We start from the raw sequence: 24,630 nt of genomic DNA, 5'->3' as shown, positions 1-24,630 counted from the left end.
ATGATATTATTCTGCTCAACTGAGGGTGGTTGTCAGGGAAGTTTAATTTATTGTGAGAGAGTATTATGCGACGATTAAGTTTAATGGGTTTTTGTTTGATTCTTTGCAGTCAGCTTTTGGCGTGCTCGGGTATTGATTTGCCCTTTATGAGCCAGGGGTCTAGCTCTGGGGGATCGGAAGCGACGGTGCAAGAAAGGGGCGCGCCTAAAAAAATCGTTATGTTGCTACCTTTGCAGGGTAAATATGGTGAGAGTGGTCAGGCAGTGAAGAATGGTTTTATGGCGGCATTTTACGCCAATAAAGCACAGAATGAATCTCAGCCAATCATTAAAGTCGTCGATACTACAGGTCAGAGTATCAATGTGGCCTATGAAAAAGCAATTGCCGATGGTGCAGATATGATTGTGGGGCCATTAGATAAAGATCAGGTGCAATCATTAATTAAAAGTACTCGACTAACCGTGCCGACTTTAACGTTGAATACTGTGACAGATCAAAAAATAAATAATTTGTATCAATTTGGTTTGTCTCAATTGGATGAGGCCGATCAAGTGGCTCAGCGTGCCGCGAGTGATGGTCATCGTCAAGCATTAGTGATTGCACCAGCGGGTGAGTGGGGCGCAGGAATTGTTTCAAGTTTTAAAAATCGTTGGCAATCTGCGGGCGGTACTATTGTCGATCAAGTAAGTTACAAAAATTCTCAGCAGTTGTCTGAACAAATTCGTCTGGCATTACATGCAGAGAAAAGTAAATCACGTTTGAAACAAGGAGCAAACGATTCAGCACAGCCAAAAGCTCGTCGACGTCAGGATGTTGATATGATTTTTCTAGTGGCAGAACCAGCGCGTGCTCGAGAAATTGTTCCTTTGTTGAAATTCTATTATGCGGGTAATATTCCTGTTTATGCGACGTCTTTAGTTTTTACTGGTCATCGAAATCCTGATCAAGATAATGATTTAAATAATATTCAATTTAGTGATATGCCATGGGTACTTGGCGGTTTGACAAATAATCTTGATGGCGTGCGAGATAATGTGGCTGAACTTTGGAAATCATCTTACGCCCACAATCCAAAACTTTATGCGCTTGGTGTGGATGCGTATCAGCTCACAAAAAACATCAATCAAATTCCTGCTGATGGATTTAAAGGTGCGACAGGGACGCTTTATATACAGGATAATCAACACATAGTTCGAAAATTATCTTGGGCGAAGATCCGCGACGGAAATCCGACGCTTTTTTAATTAACCATCATCTCTAGAAGTAGAGGAGTGGGCTCGCTTTTGGGCTGCTAGTGATCCTGAAGAAGATATATTTAATGCGACTAAATATGATGCTTATGGTCTTAAGCATTAACAATACCCATCTTAAAATGGTATCATTCCAAATAGAGTCAGCTAAGCAGTCGCTGTTCATAATTCGTTATGGATGGAGGAAAGTCCGGGCTCCGAAGGACAGAGTGCCAGGTAACGCCTGGGAGGTGCGAACCTACGGCTAGTGCCACAGAAAATACACCGCCTACGTATCGCAAGATGCCGGTAAGGGTGAAAAGGTGCGGTAAGAGCGCACCGCGCTGGTGGTAACATCAGTGGCAGGGTAAACCCCACTTGGAGCAAGACCAAATAGGGATCCGCGTAACTTTGTTACACTGTGTGTGTCCGCACAGGGATCCGGGTAGGTCGCTTGAGGTGTTTGGCGACAAATATCCTAGATAAATGACTGCTCTCGACAGAACCCGGCTTATCGGCTGGCTCTAACTAACATGGGGTCAGGCATGCATATTTGCATCTAACGGTGCTAGACGCATAGATGTAAATATGCATGCCTGACCCCGAGGATTAAAAGTGTTGCAAAAAAGTCAATTTGAACCCGCATGGTGGTTAAGAAATGCTCACGCACAAACCGTGTGGGCTACATTGATGCGACCCGAAATCCCCATAATTTTTCAGACTGAACGGTTAGAACTTCCTGACGGAGATTTTATCGATTTAGTGTGGGATAGTACGAATAAAAATGATCGTCACAAACCCATCGTTATTTTGCTTCATGGTTTAGCAGGAAATATCAAATCACCTTATGCTTTCGGTTTAATGAGTGCTATTTCTAAGGAAGGGTGGCGTCCGGTATTTATGCATTTTCGTGGCAGTAGTGGAGAGCCTAATCGATTGCCTCGTTATTATCATTCAGGTGATACGCAAGATATCGCTTACGTAGTTAATATTTTACAAGAAAAAAATCCGCATGTTGCTATGGCAGCGATTGGAGTTTCTTTGGGTGGTAATGTGATTTTAAAATGGATGGGAGAAACTGGAAGCAGCAATCCACTTTCATGTGCAGTAGCAGTTTCTGTTCCGTTTGAATTAAATCAAGCAACAAAAACAATGAACAACGGTTTTTCAAGAATTTATCAATGGCGATTATTGAGGCAATTAAGAAAAGATGTTGAACAAAAATTTAAAAACAACTTTAATTGCCCTTTTGATTTTGAAAATTTGTCGAGCGTGAAAAATTTTCATGACTTCGATGATTTGGTGACTGCGCCATTGCATAATTTTATAGATGCCAACGACTATTACGCAAAATCGAGTAGCCGGCAATTTTTACCTGAAATTAAAGTGCAAACATTGATTATTCATGCAGAGGATGATCCGTTTATGCCTAAGTCAGTAATTCCTAGGGAAAAAGAATTGTCTGCATCTACGATATTAGAGCTTAGTAAAGAAGGCGGGCATGTTGGATTTATTTCAGGAAATAAGTTGGGTCGACCAGATTATTGGCTCGAGCGAAGAATTCCAGAGTTTCTTACACTTTTTTTAAATCGAAACTGATCGTTTATTTTTTTATCCAATTACCTGGAAGCATTCTTCGGAGTATATTATCTTTTAGAATAAAATGATGATGGAGTGCCGCTAAAATATGCAGTGACACTAAGCTAATAATTATCCAGACTGTTGTAACGTGAATTTCTTTGGCTAAATGTTTTACTGCTGTGCTAACAGGAACAAAAGGCATGGGTAATTCAAATAATCCGTAAAAATTTGGAGTATAGCCAGAGGACGTTGATTTTGCCCAACCAGAGCCGATCATTACAAAAAGTGCGATATACAGAAGATAATGTGTCATCGTCGATGCTGCTCTCTGCCACCCTGGAATTGAATTCGGTAGAGCTGGAACGTGATTCCACCAGCGCCAGTAAACTCGAAATAGTAAAATGCCTAAGATTGTCAATCCGGCTTCTTCATGATAGCCGTATAGCTTTGATGATAGGGGCTCTGCAACAGATCCCATCGTGAACCCGATGATTAGCATGAAGATCACGCCGAGAGCAATGGTCCAGTGAAGAAATTTACTGAGCGAGCCATAGGTGGTCGCAGTATTTTTGATCATGTGTGCTCTCCTCTATTGAGTAATTAGACGTGCTATCCAGGCTGGGACAGAATTCTATCAGTCTCATAACGTGTTTCCAATATAAAAGTCGGTAGTACGGTAACCTTTTTGCGTAGAATTTGCTAGAATAGATTGATTGGTTAATGAGTGAACCCTGAAAAAATGAAATTAAGCCTACAACTTCCAACTGTAATTTTGCTGTTGATGTCAGCCCTTCCTGGGTTGGCTGAAATGACGCGCCCCCCTCGAAATCACCAAATCGAAACTCGATATTTTTCAGCTGAAAGAGAGCGATCACTCACTAAAGAAATGAGGCTGGAAGATGCCATACTATTAGCCTTACGCAATAATCCTCAAATACAGTCTGCTCGATTGCAGCGTGTGGTGGATAAGTTTAGTTTAGAGGTAGCCCGTAATGAATTTTGGCCCCATTACGGTATTTCAGGCGTTGCAACCTATTCAAAGGGATCAAAGCCAGACTATGGTGCGAGCCCGGAGGTGACCTTAAAGACAGCAATAGGTACTCAAATCGCTGTGAGTGGTGAGACAGGATTGAATGCCAATGACGAGAATCGAATGGCATTAACAGTCACTCAGCCTTTATTGCGTGGTTTCGGTCCTAAGGTGAATCTGGCCGGATATCACAATAGTTTAGATAATGAAGAAAGTAATAAACTCACTCTACGTGATCGATTTCAAACCACGATAACTGAAGTGATCACTGCATACTACCAAGTTGTACAAGATTATAATCGATTAGATGTTGACAACGCTTCTTTGAAAGAATCGGAACAAACTCTACATGCGACTAAGATGCAAATTAAGGCGGGGAAGCGTCCAGAAACAGATATTTCTCAACAAGCAGCACAGGTCGCACAACAACGATTTGCTATTACGCAAGACCTTAATACGATTGATCAAGATACTCAAAAACTATTGATTCTTTTAGGGTTGAATCCTCATGCGAAAATTACAATCAATAAAAAAATTGATTTGTCACTTCAACCATTGCCCTCAAAAGAAGAAAGTGTACGAGTTGCGATGTGTAACAATATTAATTATCGAAAAGGTCTGCTCACGTTAAAAACAAAATACCGTGATCTTGATGTGGCAAAAAATAATCAACTTTGGGATTTAAGTGTCACGGCGTCAAATGCACAAAATATACTGACAAAATTTCAAGATATTCAAGCAGATCGACGTGTTGTACTGAATCTCGATATTCCTATCGATGATAAACCAAGGCAGCAAACGTTAGTTAATGCAAAAATAGGTTTAGATCAGTTTAAAATAGATCTCCACAACGCTGAAAGACAACTTGTCAGCGATGTGATAACGGCCTTAAGAAATTTAAGCGCTCAACGTGAACAAATTAAATTGGCTGAAAAAAGTGTGGAATACTCTGAACAAAGTATGCGAATTGCTCAAAAGAAATTTCAATATGGTCGATCCAGTATGTTTGAAGTCACTTCATTGCAACGTCAGGTAACTTCTCAGCAACAAACATTGATTAATCAGAAAATTACGTATCTCAACACGATGGCACAGTTTGAGCAAACATTAGGTACCGCGCTGAAGCGCTGGGGTGTCGAAATAATTTATTAGTGGGATAGCAATGAAAACTCAGTTGAAATTCACAGGTTTATTCATCAGTTTTATTCTGCTTACATTAGCAGGGTGTAATAAAAAGAATAATTCTGCTACTGAAGGGCGTGAGCGCATTATCACTGTGCAACAAAAGCCTGATCTTGTGATGTTGCCCTATACGGGTAAAATAAGTCCCGCACAAGTTGTGACCGTCACCAACCCTGAAGAAGGGGTTGTGTCAAAAATGAATTTTAAATATGGGCAAGAAGTAAAAAAAGATCAATTTTTACTCTCATTAAATTCAGTAAAGCTAGAAGCCGATTTTCATGAGGCGGTATCTAATTTTTTGAAAGCCAAGGATCGATATCTTATTAGTCAAACAAATTTTTCGGGATCTAGCGATCTCTATAAAGAAAAGATCATATCACGACAGGAATTTACCAATGAAAAAAGTCAGCATGAAAATGATGAGCTTGCTTACATTGATGCAAAATTTAAATTGGAGAAAATATTGGATTATGTTCCAGGTTTTGATAAAAGCATTGAAAAAATAAATTTGAAAGATATTAAACATATAGAACGCATCTTCGCAACTTCGATGGAAGATTTAGTAATAAAGGCTCCAGCCGCGGGAATAATATTATTTCCCGTTCAAGTTAAATCGGATGAAGGTACTGGAGAGCTAGTCGTTGGAAGTGAAATTAAAAAAGGACAAGCTTTGGTATCCATTGGCGACTTGAATGGAATCACCGTCGATTTTCAAGTTAACGAAGCCGATATCAATAGAGTTAAACCGGAGCAAACAGTGATTGTTTCAACTTCGGGAGCACATAGTGTTACTTTGACCGGACAAGTTAAATCAATTGCTGTTCAAGCAAAAAATATCCGAGGCGGAAATGAAGCGGCTAGTTTCCCTGCAACAGCCCACGTTGAAAAAATTACTCCTGAACAACGCGAGTATATTCGCGTTGGGATGTCGGCGAAAGTTATGGTCAAAATTCCAGGTAAAACCGAAATCATGATTCCCATCTCTGCTATTAAATCAGAAAAAGGAAAACGTTGGGTGACTGTTGTTGATGCTTCAGGAAAGCGCGATAAGCGTGAAGTGAATACGGGACACACTACGTTGACTGATGTGATTGTCACTCAGGGATTAAAATCCGGAGAGAAAATCGTTGTGCATGAAAATCAATCGTCAAACGAAGAAGAGAACGATGATTGAATTACATAATATTCACAAGTCCTATTTTTTAGCAGGCCAAGAAGAACCTGTTTTGAAAGGGGTCAATTTTAAATTGGGCGATGGTGATATGGTAGCTCTTATGGGGCCATCGGGTTCCGGAAAGTCTACTCTCATGAACATCATTGGTCTTCTTGATCATCCTACTTCGGGTACTTACAAACTCAATAAATCGGAAATTGCCTCATTTGAAAGTGATCAACTCGCTGAGTTAAGAAATCGTTACATTGGATTTGTTTTCCAATCGTTTTTTTTACTTCCACGTTTAACGGCACTACAAAATGTCATGTTACCGTTGCTCTATCGTAATTTGTCTCGTGAAGAAATGAGAGTAACGGCGATGGAAAAATTAATTAAAGTAGGTATGAAAGATTTGACTCACCACAAACCGTCTCAGTTATCCGGTGGTCAACAGCAACGTGTCGCTATTGCTCGAGCTTTAGTGGGAGAGCCTAAAGTGATTTTGGCGGATGAACCTACAGGTGCTCTTGATGCAAAAACCAGTCAAGAGGTGATGGATTTGTTAATTGATCTCAACCGAAATGAAGGCGCCACCATTGTTGTTGTCACTCATGATGAAGATGTGGCGAGTCAGTGCAAAAACATATCTCGAATTCGCGATGGGAGGCTAATTTAGTATGCTCATCAAAACGCATTTTCGGGAATCGTTGCAGAATTTAATGAGTGCGAAATTGCGTTCTTTCTTAGCGATATTGGGTGTATTGGTAGGGACTGCTTCCGTTGTTGCATTAGTGTCTGGTGGTCAGCTTGCAACTGAACATGCATTGGCTCAATTTAGAGAATTAGGGACTGATTTACTTGCGGTGACGTTGCAAGACATCAGTCGAGATGGTTCTGCGGAAACGAATAAAGAAATAGAATCCGAGCATGTAAAGAATGTTGCTAATCATTTGAAGAATGTCGAATTATCAGCTCCGTACGCGGTCGATTTTTCAGCGATTAATTATAATGGTCATCAACTCCGTGGAAATATTGTCGGGGCAACGGAAACATTACAGAAAATATTAAAATTAAAAATAAAACAAGGACGATTTATCTCTGATCTGGATCAAAAAGAGTCCTATTGTGTGTTGGGTGATGGTCTCTATAAGAAATTAGTGAACGTTGGAATGTTTGATGTTTTAGGTGAACACATTCGTTTAGGCGATCGATACTTTACGATTATAGGCGTATTACAGAAAACAAACGAAAATATGTTTTTTTTGGTGGATGTCAATAACTCCGTAGTCGTTCCTGCTTTTGCCGCATTAGCGTTAAATAATTATGTAACGCTCAATAATGTTGTATTCAAGATTAAACCAGATCAAGATGTGGATCCAATAAAAGACACAATAACATCAGCTTTCGCAGAGTATTTTCCACAGAAAAAAATATTCTTTCGAAGTCCACAAGAAATTATCAATGGTATGAAAAAACAAAATGAAACGTTTACACTATTACTAGGATTTATAGGTAGTATCGCATTAATTGTGGGCGGTATTGGCGTTATGAATATTATGTTGGTTTCGGTTGTTGAGCGTCGTCGCGAAATTGGTGTTCGTATGGCGGTAGGGGCAAAGCGTCGGGATATTCAATTGATGTTTTTAACTGAGGCTGTTGTTCTCACTTTGTTTGGTGGATTGGTGGGTGTTATCACGGGTGAAATTGTCGCTTGGATGGTCGCATTAATTAGCCAATGGAAATTCCATTTATATCTTTTACCTTTAGTGGTTGGTTTTTTTGTTTCAGCCTTAGTGGGTATATTCTTTGGTTTTTATCCTGCTAGAAAGGCTTCATTACTCGATCCTATCGAGACTCTCAGATCGGAATAAGCTAGCTGCCTCCAGCCGGTTTAGTGGCATGATTGACCTCTTTGTGCTATGGTTATTGCTGTATGCCTTATCTTTGGATTGGGCACGGAAACCTTTTAGGGATAATTAATTGTAAGGAGAATTTTATGCGTAAACTCATCGTGGGTGCTTTTTCTGGTTTATTGATGTTAGGTGCGGTTAGCGCATTGGCTGGAGATTCTGTGGGCGTTGTTGATTACCAAAAACTAAGCCAATCCATATCTTTTCAAGATCTCTTTAAAACACGTATGGAATCAGCTACTGCTTCATCGCGTCAAAATATTGAAACACTAACAAAAGCTATGCAAGAAAAACAAAAACAATTGGATGACAAAACGGCAAAATTAACAGACGCTCAAAAGAAAGAATTAACAGAGACTGTTGATCAACAAAAAAAGAAATTGGCTGAAATGCAAACTGAATCTCAAAAGAAACTGATGGAAATACGTACCAATCTTGGAAATGAGCTTAAACAAAAACTTGATCAAGTAATGGGACAAGTTGCTGCCAAGCATAATCTTTCTATGGTTTTTGTGAATGCCAGTCTCGCTTATGCATCAAACAAAGTTGACGTTACTGATGAAGTAGCTTCTGAGTTATCAAAAGTGTTGGGTCTAAAACTGGTATCACCTTCAGATCAAAAACCTGGAATAGTGCAACAGCGTACGATGGAACGAAAACCTATTGTTCAATAGAGATTTCTCTACAGGGCATTGATTAGTGAAAATTGTAATTTTAGGCGCGGGTCAGGTCGGATCTACTTTAGCGGAAAATCTGGCTGGAGAGCATCACGATGTGACCCTCGTCGATATGAATGAAAATGTTTTAAAAGATATTCAAGACCGTTTAGATGTTCGAACTGTTGTAGGCAGCGCATCGTATCCTGAAGTCTTACGACAAGCGGGCACTGATAGTGCAGATATGCTCATTGCAGTGACAGATAATGATGAAGTTAATATGATTGCCTGTCAAGTTGCTTATTCGTTGTTTAATACACCTTCAAAAATCGCACGTGTTCGTTCTCCTCATTATTTTATCCGCAAAGAATTATTTGGTCAGGATAGTCTTCCGATCGATGTATTTATTAGTCCCGAAACATTGGTCACGAACTATATTAAAGAATTAATTGATCATCCTGGCGCTTTACAGGTTCTCGATTTTTCAGATCATCGGGTTAAATTGGTTGCAGTTAAACCTCATTATGGTGGGCCTATTGTCGGAAAATCTCTAAAGAAACTTAAAGATTATATTCACGGTGTTGAGATGAGAGTTGCTGCTATATTTCGAGATGGTAGATCAATACCGCTAAATGGTTCTACTGTTATAGAAGTGGGTGATGAGTTTTTTTTCATCACAGCCAGTGAAAATATTCGCGCTGTTATGGCTGCGTTGGGACGAACTTACAGACCGTATAAACATATTATGATCGGTGGTGGTGGAAATGTTGGCAGTAGCTTGGCTGCACAACTTGAAAATGATTATCAAGTTAAGATTATTGATCACAATCGCGCTAATTGTGAGCGCTTGACGAAGCGATTGCATAATACAACTATTTTATGCGGTGATGTTGCTGATAAAGAATTATTGTTCAATGAAAATATCGAACAAACGGATCTCTATTGCGCAGTAACGAGTGATGACGAAGCTAATATTATGGCCGCGCTTCAAGCAAAACGTATGGGTGCTCGGGAAGTCATGGCATTAATTATGCGTCCTGCTTATGTCGATTTAATAGAAGGTGGAGAAATTAATATTGCCATATCACCTCAACAAGCCACTATCAGTAGTATTTTGGCACATGTTCGAGGTGGCGATGTAGTGAGTGTGCACTCTCTGCGTCGAGGTGCTGCAGAAGCCATCGAGGCAATTGCGAATGGAGATGAAAAAACATCCAAGGTCGTCGGTCGTACGTTGGAAGAACTCGAAATGCCTCGTTCTACAACAATAGGTGCAATTGTCAGAGCAGGGGATGTCATTATTCCTCATCATGATACTCGGATTGAATCAGGTGATCATGTTATTTTATTTGTTTCTGAAAAGTCACATTTGCGCGAAGTCGAAAAAATGTTTTCTGTGAAAGTGACTTACATTTAGCTAGGCTAGGAAAAATACCACCGAATACCCATGCCTGCTGCAGTAGCTCCACTATTTTGCGAGCGATACAATCCGAACACCCCAGACCGATGATGAAATCGTCCTACGAATTCCAATCTTGGATATTTAGGTAATGCTACGGTGAATTCAAGATTTAAATAGTTTAAAAGATGTTGCGGGTCTCGTGAATTTCTATATTCTCGTGTTGAGATTTTACTGCTCCATGAGATTCCTTCGCCTAAGCTTAGGCTTGTTATTAGGTGGTTATTCCAAGGAAAATTTTTAATGCGGAAAGAAAGATAAGGGACAAGTTCACAAAAAACCTTTCCATGATCATCGTGGACAGTGAAATTGAAATTTGCCTCGATGCTTTGAAAGACCCTATCAAAATATCGTCTAATACTTTGATTAGGTCTGAAAACATAACTGATTTCACCTGAATACAGATGTTCATTATCGAGTGAGTAGGTCATTTTGATCACATGACCTAAGGTATTTTTAGTCATTGCGCCATAATAAAATAGGACAGCATAACGCCCCGGCGCTTCGTAAGAAGCACTTTCAGTGGCAGCAGTGGTTAAACTGAAGCTTGTTAATAAAGTAATGAGTAAACCAATACTAAAAATTCGAGCTTTCACGGTCATACTTACGTTTAATGAAGGTAGTTTCTAAAAGGGAGGATTTTAACATGAGTGATTCAATCAAAAAAGAGGGAGAATAATTTTCTCCCTCTCATGCCAAAAAATACAATGCCAGTTGTATTAGTTTGCAGGTGTTGTTGCCCAAGCTCTGAAGCCATGTTCAGCTTTGTATTTGCAAGCCCATACATTTTTGTGGAGAATAGCTTCATTGCCGCCGCCTGATACAGTTTGTAGAATGTTATTAGCTTTGATCAAGAGATTCTCTTGGTTTTTCGTTTTCAAACCACAAAGTTTGAGAGTCCATTGCTGATTCGTGCCGTAATTGCTGGTTGTGCTCGCAACCTGTTTTCCTTTTGAATGCTTGCTAGCTTCAATGTTGGTAAGCGGTTGTGATTTGATGGCCTCAGCAGTTGGGCAAGTAGGTGCATCGGCTAAAGCAGAAGCGGTAAAAGCACTAGCAGAACCTAAGATAAGAGCCGTGAATAAAGTTTTCTTTAACATGATTTTCTCCATATAGTTAGTTTAGATAAAAAATGTAAATATTATTAAAATTTACTCATCGATCTTAGGTTCTAACAAGAGACATAGTCAAGAGAGAAAAGCCCTATTTTTATTGGGAAATTGTTCATATACTTGCATTTGAATTTACAATATATTGGTTTGTGCATGCAAGAAATTGATTAGTTTAAGTTGATAACTAGGAAATTAACTAGATCCTCATGACGAAATCGAGAAAAGAATAAATAGATAGGGGTTGATAAGTAAAAGCAATTGACATTTTTGCACCCCACCCCTACTCTTGTCTGACTCAGGAATCAAGAGAGACTCACTATGCGCTTTGCGCCGGTTCTGAAGGTATTAGGGATACTGATTATGTTCTTCAGTATCTCAATGTTGCCGCCCATTGGTGTTGCACTATATTACGGAGACGGAGCTCATGAAGCTTTCGTCATTGGATTTTTTGTTACTTTAATTTGTGGATTTCTTTGCTGGTTTCCGTTTCGAGGAAACGTAAAAGATCTGAAAACTCGAGACGGATTTTTGATCGTCACATTGTTTTGGACTGTTCTTTCATTGTTTGGAGCTATACCTTTTGTTGTGTCCAAACAGCCTATGCTGAGTTTTACAAATGCTATTTTTGAATCCGTATCTGGGCTGACAACAACTGGAGCAACAGTTATCACTGGGCTCGATTATTTACCACATGGCATTTTGTATTATCGACAGCAATTACATTTTTTAGGTGGTATGGGAATTGTGGTGTTAGCATTGGCAGTGTTGCCTATGTTGGGTATTGGTGGAATGCAATTGTATCGAGCAGAAACACCTGGGCCAATTAAAGATAACAAGTTAACGCCTCGTTTGACAGGAACAGCAAAAGCATTATGGTTAATTTACGTAGGATTAATTGTGATGTGCACAGTTGCATTTGCAGTGCAAGGTATGAGTTGGTTTGATGCTCTTTGTGAAAGTTTTAGTGCGGTTTCTACGGGTGGATTTTCAAATCACGATGCAAGTTATGTTTTTTATGATAATTCCAATATCGAAATCTGTTCAATTATTTTTATGATTTTGGGTGGTACAAATTTTGCTTTGCATTATCAGTTTTTTCGATACGGGCGTGTTGGATTTTATTGGAAAGATGCCGAATTTCGAGCGTATATTGCCATTATTTTAGCTGCGAGTTTATTAACAGCAGGAACATTATTTTACTACCACATTTATCCTGATGTTAAAACAACCTTATTAAAATCTTTTTTCACGATAGTATCATTAAATACAACGACAGGGTCACTTGATGCTGATTTTAGTAATTGGCCTACATATCTTCCGTTCCTTGCGATGATGATGGCTGCAATGGGGGGGTGTGCAGGATCAACGAGTGGAGGTATTAAAGTTATTCGAATATTATTGTTGAGGCGGCAAACCGTTCGTGAAGTTCAACAATTGATTCATCCAAAAGCTGTTATTCCCGTCAGAATTGGTGATCAAGTTTTATCGCCCGAAATTATACAGGCGATTTGGAGTTTTCTAGTAGCTTTTATAGTTTTATTTATTGTTATAATTATGCTGTTGTTAGCACAAGGTAATGACATTACAACGGCTTTTGGTGCTACAGTGGCTGCTATATCGAATTCGGGAGCAGGAATTGGACAAGTGTCGGGTTCTTTTTTGAACTTATCCGATTTCAGTAAATGGGCGCTCGTGTTTGGAATGCTAGCGGGTCGTCTTGAAATATTCAGTATTCTGGTACTTTTTTCCATGGCCTATTGGCGTGAATAATAAGGAAACATGAATGAGCCATTCTACCTATAAACCCGTTATTTTAATTGACGGTTCCTCGTATTTATTTCGAGCTTTTCATGCTTTACCACCTTTAACGAACAGTAAAGGACTACCGACAGGCGCGGTGTACGGTGTTGCGAATATGGTTCGTAAATTATTGAGTGATTATCAACCAGAGCGGATTGCGGTTGTTTTTGATTCTAAAGTAAAAACATTTAGGCATAAACTTTATCCTGAATACAAAGCCAATCGTGCAATAATGCCAGATGAATTAAAAGTCCAAATTGAACCGTTGCATAATATTATTCGTGCGATGGGAATACCATTAATTTGTGTTGATGGTGTTGAAGCAGATGATGTCATTGGAACTTTAGCAATCGAAGCCAAAAAAAATGGATATGCAGTCATCATTTCAACGGGTGATAAAGATTTAACTCAGTTGGTGAATAGTCATGTTACACTCATTAATACAATGACTAATACTTTATTAGATCACGATGGCGTTGTAAAAAAATTCGGTGTTAGACCTGATCAAATAATTGATTATTTAACATTAATTGGTGATAGTTCAGATAATATTCCGGGTGTACCAAGTGTCGGTCCGAAAACAGCTGAAAAATGGTTATCGCAGTACGGAACTTTAGATAGCATTATCGCTGATGCCAATAATATTCCTGGTAAGGTGGGTGAAAAATTTCGTGATGTTTTAGGTCAACTGCCGTTGTCAAAACAATTAGTCACTATTAAATGTGATGTTCAATTGCCCATTGAAATAAATGACTTAGTGATTGATAAGCCAAATGTGGATAGTTTGCGAGATTTATATCTTGAATTAGAGTTTAAGGCGTTATTGGTAAAGCTTGATCAAGAAAAACCAACAACTCCTACGAATTATGATACTGTAATGACTCAAAATCAATTCGATTTATGGCTTGAAAAATTGAGAAAAGCGAACGTCATCGCGTTTGATACAGAAACGACAAGCTTAAATGATATAGTTGCTGAATTAGTCGGAATTTCTGTGGCGATAGGATCTGGTGAGGCCGCGTATATTCCATTAGCTCATAATTATAAACAAGCGCCCAAGCAGCTTGATCGAGAGTCGGTGCTCAATGAGCTTATCGCTATTTTAAATGAAGATAATAAAATAATTATTGGGCAAAATATTAAATATGATTTAAATGTGATAGGAAATTACAGTTATACATTTACTGGAGCCATGGTTGATACAATGCTTGAGTCGTATGTGCTTACTGGTGGCACTGGTCGTCATGATATGGACACGCTCGCATTAAATTATTTGGGAAAATCGACTATAAAATTTGAAGATGTTGCGGGTAAAGGGAAAAAACAAATCACTTTTAATCACGTCCCCATTGAGGTTGCATCACAATATGCTGCCGAAGATGCCGATATTACTTGGCAATTGCATCAGGTGCTATCGTCAAAATTGAGCGCCATTCCTGCAGTAGAAAAAGTATTTAATGAAATTGAAATGCCACTTGTTCCTGTTTTAATGCGTATGGAACGTTATGGTGTTCTTATTGATTCTGACCTTCTAAAAACGAGAAGTCATGCTTTGGCGAAAAGAATTGATCAACTTGATGAAGAAGCGAAGCAATTGGCTGGCAAAGATTTTAATCTTAGTTCTCCAAAGCAATTACAAGATATTTTATTTAATAAAATGCAATTACCCGTCATTAGCAAAACACCAAAAGGACAGCCTTCAACTTCAGAAGCTGTTTTACAAGAGCTGGCAATGTCTTTCCCATTACCCAATATTATTTTGGAACACCGTAGTCTCAGTAAATTAAAATCGACTTATACCGATAGTTTACCTGAGCAAGTTAATCCTAAGACAGGACGTGTCCATACTTCATATAATCAAGCTATAACCAGTACAGGACGTTTATCATCTACTGATCCTAATTTACAAAATATACCCATTCGCACAGAAGAAGGTCGAAAAATTCGACAAGCTTTTATTGCTCCTAATGGTTATAAAATTGTATCAGCAGACTATTCTCAAATTGAGCTTCGCATAATGGCGCATTTAACGAGTGATCCAGGCTTAGTGGCAGCATTTCATCATGGACTTGATGTTCATAAAGCTACGGCTGCAGAAGTTTTTAATGTGCCTATCGAAGAGGTTACTTCGGAGCAACGCCGTCGAGCAAAAGCCATCAATTTTGGATTGATTTATGGAATGTCTCCGTATGGATTGTCTCGTCAAATTAACGTTGATCGTGATGTGGCTCAGCATTATATGGAAACTTATTTTCATCGTTATCCGATGGTAAAGCAATATATGGACGATACGAGAGCATTGGCACGCAAACAAGGTTATGTTGAAACCCTTAAAGGTCGACGTTTATATATGAGCGACATTAATTCTTCAAATTTTAATATTAGAAACGCTGCAGAACGTGCAGCGATCAATGCACCATTGCAAGGCACTGCAGCTGAAATCATTAAAATTGCTATGATTAACATTGATGACTGGTTAATCAATAAAAAGATTAACGCCAAGATGATCATGCAAGTACACGATGAATTGGTTTTTGAAGTTGCGACACCGATTGTCGATAAATTTATTCTTGATATTAAACATCTCATGGGATCTGCAGTAAAATTAACTGTGCCACTCGAGGTAAGCTGTGGGGTTGGGGAAAATTGGGATGAGGCTCATTAAATTTAAAAAATTTCTTTATTCCCTGATTATACAAGTTTCTCACGCATTTCTAAATAAAGTTTTCTGCATAAGGAAAAGCATCTATGCAAGAGCAAAAAGAGCTGACATTGTTATCTGATATTAGTATTCTCAGCATTAAAAATTACCCAGGCGAAGTGGAGGTTACATTATTGCCACACTTAAGAGCAATGATGGATGTGGCTCATAATTTTCAGCCTTCGAGCGCTTTACCACCTCATATAATTGAAACAGCAAGAGTGATTTCATAATCTTCTTCTGTGCTTAATTTAACATACTCACGTAAGGACAATAAGCCCACTGACCCCACTATAATAATACACGAACAACCGGTAGTCATCGAAATTGAAAATGAACTAGATGAAAAAAGTTTGACCAATTTGTTACGCTTGGTTGGTGAGTATTCAACAAAAATGCTGTCACAACAAGAAGCCCAAACCATTACTGATCTCTTAATTCAACATCAGTTGGTTGAAAGATTAAAGTATAAGAAAACGGGTATAAGAATTATATTTCGTATTCCAAAAAATACTTTTGAGCCATTATATCACTTGCCCCCCGTGTTTACTCAGTTTACAGGGCGTGAGCAAGAGTTGTCTCAATTGAAAACTTGTCGTTCAAAGGTTCAAAATATTACCGCGATACAAATTTCAGGGTCAGGCGGTATTGGCAAGTCACAATTAGCCAATTATTTTGCGCGATGGCAATTCAGAGAAAAATATTATAGTTGGGTAGTATGGTTTACGGGTGGTGTAGATGAAAATAGCACGAGAGAAAGGTTACAGTCGCAACTCGCGGAACTCGGATTAGGGCTTGGGCTCGATGTGAAGAGGCTGAAAGAGCGCGAATTATATCGACTCATTTATAAACGATTAGCTGAAAAAGGCCATGGATTAGTGGTATTTGATGGTGTGCCCAATGGGGCTGTGTTCATACCCTTTTCGCCTGCAAGTGCTGAGCAACCACAGTTAGATGTGCTCATTACCACAATTAACAATTTAACATTAGGTCCCGATATCACAAAAATTACACTAGATGTATTTTTACTTGATGATGCCATTCGCTATATAAAATCTGTTTTAAGGAGTAATGTGTCAGATAATCATGCAGAATTACTAGCGGTGACATTGGGTCGTTATCCATTAGCACTATCACAAGCTTTAGCCTATATCGTTAATGCAGACTCTTCAATTCAAATATTTTGTAAAAATTATATTACAGTAAGAGAAGCAATGGCGTCGTATCTTAGGGCGCCGGTTTTTGATACCGATCCATATAAGGCGACAATTTCTGCCGTCATTACACTCTCATTAGAATGTTTGAAATCCTTATTGTTATCAGGTGAATCTTATCAAGAGACGCTGGAAATTTTAATGTCAACAATATATTTAGCGGCCGAAGTGGCAATACCTAAAGCATTATTACGCGGCTGGATTACAAATGATCAAGGGGAGATTAAACTAAATGATTCATTAAAATCATTGCGCACTTTCTGCTTGCTTGAACAAGGCGATCAAAGAGAATCATTTCGCATTCATCAAGTGATACAAGATGTACTGAAAATTGATGATACTCCTGAACTGACGGTGAAACGATTATTAAAGTGGCGAGGTGTTTTAAAAGAATTTAATTCTTCATCATCTTACCTATCTGAAATAGTGCAAAAAAGATGTGTTGCGGTAAAATCTCATGCCTTATGTCTCGCTAATCAGTTTAATTTAGTAGCTAAGACAGACGAAACACTAATAGCTCAGGGTTATATGTATCATATTGGTGGTCTTGCCAGTCAAATTTTAGGTGAGGATTCTCTGTCGAAATTGCATTATATGAATGAGTTACGTTGTTATGAAGTTATGCGGTCTGAAGATAAATTTCTAATCGGCATGTCTAAAATACATTTAGGTGGCGCATTGTTAGTCAGTGGTGATCTGCAAAACGCGAAAAATCTTCTTTTAGAAGCCTATGAAATTCTTAGAAAAATTCTTCGAGAAGACCATCCTGAAGTTGGTGGCTGTATGATGACATTGGGGAATGTATGCTTAGAGAATGGTGATATCGAAGAGGCGATATTTTGGCTCAATAATGCCACGCGGATTACTAAGATTGTTAAACAGAATGATCCTATTTTATACGCGAAATCTTTGCTGAGTTTAGGAAATGCCCATTTAGAATGTGGGAACCCTATGCTCGCTTCAACAAAATCAATCGAAGCTTTTGAAATTTTGGAGTCAGAATTTGAGGAGCCGAATTCTGACATGGGAAGATGTTTAATCGATCTCGGTAATTCGAAACTGGATTGTGGCGAAGCTCTATCTGCGCAATCACTATTTGAAAAAGCACTACCAATTATCAAAAATTGCGTAGGTGAAAATCATCTGGATTTTGGTAAATGTTTATTGGGCTTAGCTAGTACATACATCGAAAGTGGAAATTTATCTCTAGCATATGAATACTTAGAACGTGTAGAAAAAATATTCCTCACTACTCTGAGCTCTAATCACGTTCTTTATGGCGCATGCATAATGAATATGGGTACGATCGCCTTGCAAAACTGTCAATTTAGTGAGGCAATACGATTATTTGAACGCGCATTGCCGCTTTTTCAGCGATTAGTTCCACGACATCCAAGAATGGGATTCTGTTTGATGGGGTATGGATGGATATTGGCAGAAATGGGTGCGCCTGATGAAGGGGTAAGATGTCTCAATGAGGCGCTCGATATTCTAACCGCTAAACTCGGACCTGAAAACATTAAGGTTGCTCTATGCAAAGCAAACTTAGGCTGGGCAATGTTTCAAACTCGTAATTTAAAAATTGCCAACGAAATATTTGAAGAAGTAATACCTGTCATAAAAGCTAGATTGAACGAGCATACTCATTTGGGCAATGTGTTAATGAATTGTGGGTTAACTAAATTAGCAAGCAACCAAAGGCCTATGGCAGAGAAGATGATTTCAGATGCATTAAAAATATTCGAAAAGAACCTAGGGCCGAAATCTTTGAAATATGCTATTTGCTCTATGAATCTAAGTTCAACGTTGCTGCAAACTGATCCAGGTAGAGCAAGAACTATATTAGTGGATGCTTTGCCAATTATCCAAATTCATCAAGATGCTGCACCAACTTTACTGGGGAAGTGCTTAACATTGATGGTCATGGTAAATCTTCGGTGTAATGATATTCCTACAGCAAGATCTCTTCTTGCACAAGCAGAACCGGTTGTTCGTGAAGTCATGCGATCTAAATATAGCACTGCCGGGGGTATGTGCTTGAACTTGGGGGTAGCCACTTACAATTGTGGGGACGTGATAAAAGCAAAAAGATTATTTGAAGAAGCATCTGCTGTTCTTGCAAGCGAAGGCAACACTCAAGGTGTTGATCAAGGAAAGTGTTTAACTTTTCTAGGTATAACATTTTTAAAATCTGGCAGTAAACCAGCGGCAGTGAAAATATTAAAAGACGCATTCGATATATTAGACGCAGCCCCAGAAGCAAGTTATGAAGAAAAAGGCCTATGTATGGTATATCTAGGTTGGGGATTATTGGGCTGTGAAAAAATTACAGAAGCAAAAAAATGGTTTACTAACGCGGTATCAATCCTAAAGGGCTCTCAAGTAATTGTAAATGAAAGTCTCTTTTTAGGTCTAATAGGCTTAACTAATGCCAAGTTGTATCTCCGCGAAACGCAGAATATTCGTAGTTTATTGTTAGAAACAGTTAATGCCATTGAAAAATCGAAAAATCAAAATAATCCAATTATAGGAAAAATATTATTTAATTTTGGCGGATTACTTATGGAGTGTGGGGAATTTTCACTCGCAGAAACGGTATCGCGAAATGCCTATGCCAGGCTGAAAATGTACGAATCACTAGATCCTGATATTGGCAGATGCTTGGTAAATTTAGGGAATGCAATACAAGCTGGAGGTAATATTCAAGGAGCCATAGTTGAATACCAAAATGCGTTAACATTTTTCAGAAATTCGAAAATGAAGCTCCACTCAGATATTGCCACCTGTTTGATGAATTTGGCTACAGTCAATTTACTTTCGGATCCACTGTCAGAGGTAAAAGAGAATCTTGAAGAGGCGCGTAGAGAATTCGAAGCGTGTCCAATTTTACAGGGTGCTGAGGTGCTGAATTATTGTAAATGCCTATTAAAATTAGGTAATGTTTATGCGCGATCTGATGATATCACGCTTGCTTTGGAACTCTTTGAAAAAACGATATTGATCATTAAAGGTTGCCCAGGAGAAAATAATCGTTTAAAAATAGAATGCTTAATGTGTCTTGGGCAGGCAAAACTCCAGTGCGACGATCCATTAGGAGCAAAAGCAGATACCATGGAAGCCTTACGTCTTTGCAAGATTACTTCTAATGTAAAACCAGAGATAATAAAATTATGCCAAACTACTCTAGATGATGCGAATACACTTCTCACAGATAACGATTTTATTCAGAATCAGGCTTTGCTTAATTTGCCAAATAGCGATGCCGAGTTAGATGAAATTGCAGATGAGGTATTAGCCAATCTTTCAGATGATGATCCCGGATCAGCGCCATCATTTAGGTAATAATCAGCATTCAGAGGATAATCAATATAAACTAAAGCCTAATCCGACATTTTATCAGCAGAATGTAAAATTATGTGTTGATGTGTTAATTATTAAATAATGCCGCGTCAATTTTTTGTTTATTCCATAGAGCTAGAATCGTGATAAGCCGCGCTTTGAGGGCGTCATATTGGCCTGCAGGGATAAATCCTGCAGAAATGAGCTCTTGTTCAGATCCTGGATAATTGTAAGTGCTGTGCATGATAAATCCATGTGACGCACGTGAAGTAAAAACAATGGGTAATTTTTTCGCGAGTTCTTTCATGTCAGTGACATCATGTTCTGAGACGTGACCACTGCCAGCAAGTTCGAGTACTATGGCGTCGTATTCTCCCATCGCTTGAAAAGGCCAGCGTTGAGAAAAAGCAAAAGAAAATAATCCTACGTCGGGTGGTGGTGTTGAGGGTAGTGAAAATTTCGGAAGTTTGCTGATCGGTCTGTAAAGTAAATACGGTTCACCTTCGTGAATCATTCCCATTGGACCAGCAAGCCGTGAATTAAATGCATTGGTGAATGCAGTATGCTCTTTAATGACATATCGAGCTGCGTGAATCACATCATTCATCACGACCATCGCACCTAATCCTTGTGCGGAAGGGTGAGCTGCTAAGCTAACAGCCGCGAGTAAATTTGCCGGGCCATCAAAACCGGGTGTATTGGTTGCTCTCATGGCACCAGAAACAACGATGGGTTGCGGAATATCGAATATCAAATCAAAAATAAATGAAATTTCTTCGAGCGTATCAGTTCCTTGTAAAACGACTATGCCGTTTGCTCCATTTTGAATGGCTGATGTAATTTTGTCATAGCACAGTCTGATGTCATCCCACGTCAAGCTCGCACTGGGTTTTAACATGAGCGTTTCTACATCGATGTTTGCAATTTCATTTAATTGTGGAAGTGAATTGGCGAGATCAAGTCCGGTTAACGTAGGTGATGCGCCATCTTTTCCTGAGATGGTCATCGTGATGGTGCCGCCCAAAACTAAAATTTTGATGTTTGGTTTCATCGTTATCTATTATTCCACGGTTACAGATTTTGCAAGATTGCGCGGTTGATCGACATCGGTACCTTTTATCACGGCAACATGATAAGCCAAAAGTTGAAGGGGAATTGTATACAAAATTGGGGCCAGAATGCTATGCACTTCCGGTAAATAAATTACGGTTGAATCTTTTGAGTTAGAAAGATGTGTGTTTTTCTCAGCAAAAATGATGAGTTCTCCGCCGCGTGCTTGAACTTCACTTAAATTGGATTGTAATTTTTCAAGCAATTCATCTTTGGGTGCGACAGCAACTATCGGCATATTTTTATCCACTAAAGCAAGAGGCCCATGCTTTAATTCACCAGCTGGGTAGGCTTCGGCGTGAATATAGGAAATTTCTTTTAATTTTAGTGCGCCTTCCATAGCAATTGGATATTGAGCTCCACGGCCTAAAAATAGGGCGTGTTCTTTGTCCGCAAATCGACTTGCTAATTTTTTAATTTCAGGCGCTGATTCAAGAGCTTGTTCGAGTGTTTTTGGAAGCTGTTCTAATGCATGAATTATTTTATTTTCTTCAGTGTTAGTAAGCCCGTGTCGACGAGCTAAAGCAACCGATAATAATATTAAACTGGTGAGTTGAGTTGTAAATGCTTTTGTGGAAGCTACGCCTATTTCAATGCCCGCGCGAGTCATAAAAACCAGTTCTGATTCACGAACTAAAGAACTTTCTGCAACATTACATATGCCGAGTGTTGCGAGATAGTTTAGAGATTTTGCTTTTCTTAGCGCTGCAAGAGTGTCTGCTGTCTCCCCTGATTGAGATAAAGTTACGAATAATGTGTCGGGTTCAACAACGGTATGCCGATATCGATATTCACTTGCAACACTCACGGTGCAAGGGATTTTTGAAAGAGACTCTATCCAGAATTGCCCCACTAAACCAGCATGATAACTTGTGCCGCAAGCGACGATATGAACGCGTTTTATTTTGTCGAATAATTCACTGGCATTGACACCAAAAGATTGTTCTAGAAGTCTTTCGTTCGCAATTCGGCCTTCTAATGTATCGCTAATGACTTGAGGTTGTTCAAAAATTTCTTTTTCCATATAGTGACGATATTCACCGCGTTCGGCGGTATCTTGTTTTATATCGATCATGTGGATGGGCCGTTCTACTAGATGTAAATCTTTGTCATAAATTTCAACGCCATTGCGACTGATGCTTGCAATATCACCTTCTTCGAGAAAAATAAATCTTTGTGCAACAGGTAGCAAAGCCATCGTGTCAGATGCTATAAAGAATTCATTTGAACCTAATCCAATGACTAGAGGGCTCCCGCGACGAACTGCAATTAATTGATTAGGAAATTTTGGACTAATAATGCCTAATGCATATGCTCCTTGCAGTTCTTTGGTCGCTTGATACACCGCATGTAATAAATCATTTTTCGCGAGATGTTTATGAATTGTATGGGCAGCAACTTCTGTGTCTGTTTCAGATGCAAATCCATATCCTAAGGCAATCAATTGTTCGCGTAAGTTGGCATAATTTTCAATGATGCCATTATGAACGAGCGCGATGTCATCTGTAGATAAATGCGGATGTGCGTTCACTTCGGAAGGTTTTCCGTGAGTGGCCCATCGGGTATGTGCAATTCCAATAAAACCGCTTGAAGATTGAGTTGTCATGGCTTCGGCGAGTTGACTCACTTTGCCCAATGCCCGAATTCGTTGGATTGTTAGATTTTCTGGATGTAGAACGGCCATTCCTGCGGAGTCATAACCGCGATATTCTAGTCGTTTTAAGCTATCTAATAAAATAGGGGCGACGTCACGTTGAGCGATGGCGCCTACAATTCCACACATATTAAGATCCCCTTACATTCTTCATTTGGAAACTATACTGCATTCACCTGAAAATACCAGTGTTACAGATCTTAGATGACCTCCGGTCCTTTAGGTACAATTTGAGTCGGATTTAAATTAACCTGACTGATATAATAGTGACGTTTAATATGATCGAAATTTACCGTGTCTGAGATGCCAGGAACTTCGAATAAACGTAAAATATAATTATGTAAATTTTCATAATCGAGTAGTCGATTTTTGTTGCATTTGTAAAGAACAAAATATACAGCATCAAAACGAATTAATGTTGTAAATAAACGCCAATCAGCTTCAGTAATTTGATCGCCGAAAAGAAAGTTATTTTTTTCGAAGTGACCCTCAAGAAATTCGATTGCCGAAAATAAAGAATCGTAGGCATCGTCATAAGCGCTTTGAGTTGTAGCAAAACCACATTTATAAACGCCATTGTTAATGTTTTCGTAAATAAAATCATTCATTTTATCAATTTCTTTGCGCAATTTTTCTGGATAATAATCGGGTGTTTTTTCAGAGAAATCGTTGAATTCACTATTGAGCATGCGAATAATATCAGAAGATTCATTATTGACGATTGTGTACGTTTTTTTATCCCATAATACAGGAACAGTAACCCGCCCTGTGTATTCTGGATCAGCCAGGGTATATACTTCATGTAAATAATTTTTGTTATTGACAACATCAGGAATGCAATCGGAATTTTCAGAAAATGCCCAGCCTTGATCACGAACCACGGGATCTACAATGGATAGTGAAATAATATCTTCAAGTTTTTTGAGTTTACGAAAAATCAGCGTTCGGCATGCCCAGGGACAAGCGAGAGAAATATAGAGATGATAGCGGTAGGGTTCAGCTTTGAAATCTGTAGATCCATCAGCGCTGATCCATTGTCTAAATGAGCTGGTTTTACGTTTAAAATGGCCGTTTGAAGACTGTGGCTCGTTGGCCTGCCATTTGCCTTCGACTAATAAACCCATGATTTGACTCCTGATCGATATTATACTCAAACTATCATGACCAGAGGTTAAGGTAAGATCAAGTCCTAATAAGCCCTGGCAGTCTTAATCCAGCCTAATGATTAAACGGAGCGCCGTATCCGTAGCCGCCCCCTAGATAACGCCCGCCATAAGTATAATAGCTTCCGCCTGAAATGCTTGGGTATGTTTCAGCTCTGGTATATTGGTCATAATTGGGGTTGTAAAAGATTCCCTGTGTTACTTCGCCATAGCCATTGTAGCCATTATAGCTCGTACTGCTTGAATAAGAGCCGCCGCCACAGCCTGTGAGCGCAAGTGCCAACAGTCCTGAGAAACTTGCTATTAATAGAGACTTCATTAGTACATCCTCCTGGTC

General features: G+C 39.0%; 19 protein-coding genes and 1 other RNA gene. 13 read left to right on the top strand and 7 right to left on the bottom strand.

The genetic code is table 11. The annotated features are described in order from the left end of the window. Positions 1 to 65: 65 nt before the first annotated feature. The 3 genes from K2X50_01470 to K2X50_01460 all read left to right on the top strand — a co-directional run bounded on the left by K2X50_01470 (position 66) and on the right by K2X50_01460 (position 2,828). The gene (locus K2X50_01470; GenBank protein MBX9585903.1) at positions 66 to 1,244 is read left to right on the top strand and encodes a penicillin-binding protein activator; all 1,179 of its coding nucleotides are present in this window, start codon (positions 66 to 68) and stop codon (positions 1,242 to 1,244) included. Positions 1,245 to 1,389: 145 nt separating this feature from the next. Continuing rightward, an RNA gene (rnpB, locus tag K2X50_01465) (RNase P RNA component class A) lies at positions 1,390 to 1,759 on the top strand. A gap of 85 nt (positions 1,760 to 1,844) precedes the next feature. After that, positions 1,845 to 2,828, top strand: coding sequence for a hydrolase (locus K2X50_01460; GenBank protein ID MBX9585902.1), 984 nt, complete (start codon positions 1,845 to 1,847; stop codon positions 2,826 to 2,828). Between the two features lie 4 nt (positions 2,829 to 2,832). On the opposite strand, the gene K2X50_01455 is transcribed toward K2X50_01460, so the two are convergent. Continuing rightward, positions 2,833 to 3,387 (bottom strand): cytochrome b, encoded by a 555-nt coding sequence (locus tag K2X50_01455; GenBank protein ID MBX9585901.1) that lies wholly within the window; start codon positions 3,385 to 3,387, stop codon positions 2,833 to 2,835. A gap of 162 nt (positions 3,388 to 3,549) precedes the next feature. Between K2X50_01455 and K2X50_01450 the strand changes: the two genes are divergently transcribed. From K2X50_01450 to trkA, 6 genes are all read left to right on the top strand, one after another. After that, positions 3,550 to 4,992, top strand: coding sequence for a TolC family protein (locus K2X50_01450; protein MBX9585900.1), 1,443 nt, complete (start codon positions 3,550 to 3,552; stop codon positions 4,990 to 4,992). A 10-nt stretch (positions 4,993 to 5,002) separates the two neighbouring features. Next, positions 5,003 to 6,196 carry an efflux RND transporter periplasmic adaptor subunit gene (locus K2X50_01445; GenBank protein ID MBX9585899.1) on the top strand — a complete coding sequence of 398 codons (1,194 nt, stop codon included), beginning with the start codon at positions 5,003 to 5,005 and terminating at the stop codon, positions 6,194 to 6,196. After that, positions 6,189 to 6,851, top strand: coding sequence for an ABC transporter ATP-binding protein (locus K2X50_01440; GenBank protein MBX9585898.1), 663 nt, complete (start codon positions 6,189 to 6,191; stop codon positions 6,849 to 6,851). Before K2X50_01445 ends, K2X50_01440 begins: the two co-directional genes overlap by 8 nt. A 1-nt stretch (position 6,852) precedes the next feature. Beyond that, entirely contained in the window at positions 6,853 to 8,046 is a 1,194-nt protein-coding gene (locus K2X50_01435) for an ABC transporter permease (protein ID MBX9585897.1), read from the top strand. Positions 8,047 to 8,171: 125 nt separating this feature from the next. Continuing rightward, positions 8,172 to 8,759 carry an OmpH family outer membrane protein gene (locus K2X50_01430; protein MBX9585896.1) on the top strand — a complete coding sequence of 196 codons (588 nt, stop codon included), beginning with the start codon at positions 8,172 to 8,174 and terminating at the stop codon, positions 8,757 to 8,759. Positions 8,760 to 8,784: 25 nt separating this feature from the next. After that, on the top strand, positions 8,785 to 10,158 hold the full coding sequence (trkA, locus tag K2X50_01425; protein MBX9585895.1) for a Trk system potassium transporter TrkA: 1,374 nt from the start codon (positions 8,785 to 8,787) through the stop codon (positions 10,156 to 10,158). Between the two features lie 5 nt (positions 10,159 to 10,163). On the opposite strand, the gene K2X50_01420 is transcribed toward trkA, so the two are convergent. Further along, positions 10,164 to 10,796, bottom strand: a complete 633-nt coding sequence (locus K2X50_01420; protein ID MBX9585894.1) for a hypothetical protein — start codon at positions 10,794 to 10,796, stop codon at positions 10,164 to 10,166. 123 nt (positions 10,797 to 10,919) lie between these two features. Further along, the gene (locus K2X50_01415) at positions 10,920 to 11,300 is read right to left on the bottom strand and encodes a hypothetical protein (GenBank protein MBX9585893.1); all 381 of its coding nucleotides are present in this window, start codon (positions 11,298 to 11,300) and stop codon (positions 10,920 to 10,922) included. Positions 11,301 to 11,630: 330 nt separating this feature from the next. On the opposite strand from K2X50_01415, the gene K2X50_01410 reads away from it, so the two are divergent. The 4 genes from K2X50_01410 to K2X50_01395 all read left to right on the top strand — a co-directional run bounded on the left by K2X50_01410 (position 11,631) and on the right by K2X50_01395 (position 20,369). Next, a complete protein-coding gene (locus tag K2X50_01410) occupies positions 11,631 to 13,082 on the top strand; it encodes a TrkH family potassium uptake protein (protein MBX9585892.1) in 1,452 nt (483 codons plus the stop codon). A 13-nt stretch (positions 13,083 to 13,095) separates the two neighbouring features. Then, positions 13,096 to 15,777: a DNA polymerase I gene (gene polA, locus K2X50_01405; GenBank protein ID MBX9585891.1), complete on the top strand. Its 2,682-nt coding sequence runs from the start codon at positions 13,096 to 13,098 to the stop codon at positions 15,775 to 15,777. A gap of 83 nt (positions 15,778 to 15,860) precedes the next feature. Beyond that, the gene (locus K2X50_01400) at positions 15,861 to 16,046 is read left to right on the top strand and encodes a hypothetical protein (protein MBX9585890.1); all 186 of its coding nucleotides are present in this window, start codon (positions 15,861 to 15,863) and stop codon (positions 16,044 to 16,046) included. A 9-nt stretch (positions 16,047 to 16,055) separates the two neighbouring features. Beyond that, complete coding sequence (locus tag K2X50_01395; protein ID MBX9585889.1) at positions 16,056 to 20,369, top strand: tetratricopeptide repeat protein; 4,314 nt, start codon at positions 16,056 to 16,058, stop codon at positions 20,367 to 20,369. Between the two features lie 85 nt (positions 20,370 to 20,454). Here K2X50_01395 and K2X50_01390 read toward each other — a convergent pair whose 3' ends face one another. The 4 genes from K2X50_01390 to K2X50_01375 form a co-directional block, all read right to left on the bottom strand. Beyond that, positions 20,455 to 21,417, bottom strand: a complete 963-nt coding sequence (locus K2X50_01390) for an asparaginase (protein MBX9585888.1) — start codon at positions 21,415 to 21,417, stop codon at positions 20,455 to 20,457. Positions 21,418 to 21,426: 9 nt separating this feature from the next. Beyond that, complete coding sequence (glmS, locus tag K2X50_01385) at positions 21,427 to 23,259, bottom strand: glutamine--fructose-6-phosphate transaminase (isomerizing) (protein MBX9585887.1); 1,833 nt, start codon at positions 23,257 to 23,259, stop codon at positions 21,427 to 21,429. Positions 23,260 to 23,330: 71 nt separating this feature from the next. Beyond that, positions 23,331 to 24,254, bottom strand: a complete 924-nt coding sequence (locus K2X50_01380; GenBank protein MBX9585886.1) for a glutathione S-transferase family protein — start codon at positions 24,252 to 24,254, stop codon at positions 23,331 to 23,333. 94 nt (positions 24,255 to 24,348) lie between these two features. Next, complete coding sequence (locus K2X50_01375) at positions 24,349 to 24,612, bottom strand: hypothetical protein (protein MBX9585885.1); 264 nt, start codon at positions 24,610 to 24,612, stop codon at positions 24,349 to 24,351. Positions 24,613 to 24,630: the final 18 nt, after the last annotated feature.

Source organism: Gammaproteobacteria bacterium (assembly GCA_019748175.1).
Lineage (GTDB): Bacteria > Pseudomonadota > Gammaproteobacteria > JAIEPX01 > JAIEPX01 > JAIEPX01.
The sequence above is the reverse complement of the archived record's forward strand: the minus strand, read 5'-3'. Positions and strand labels throughout refer to the sequence as shown.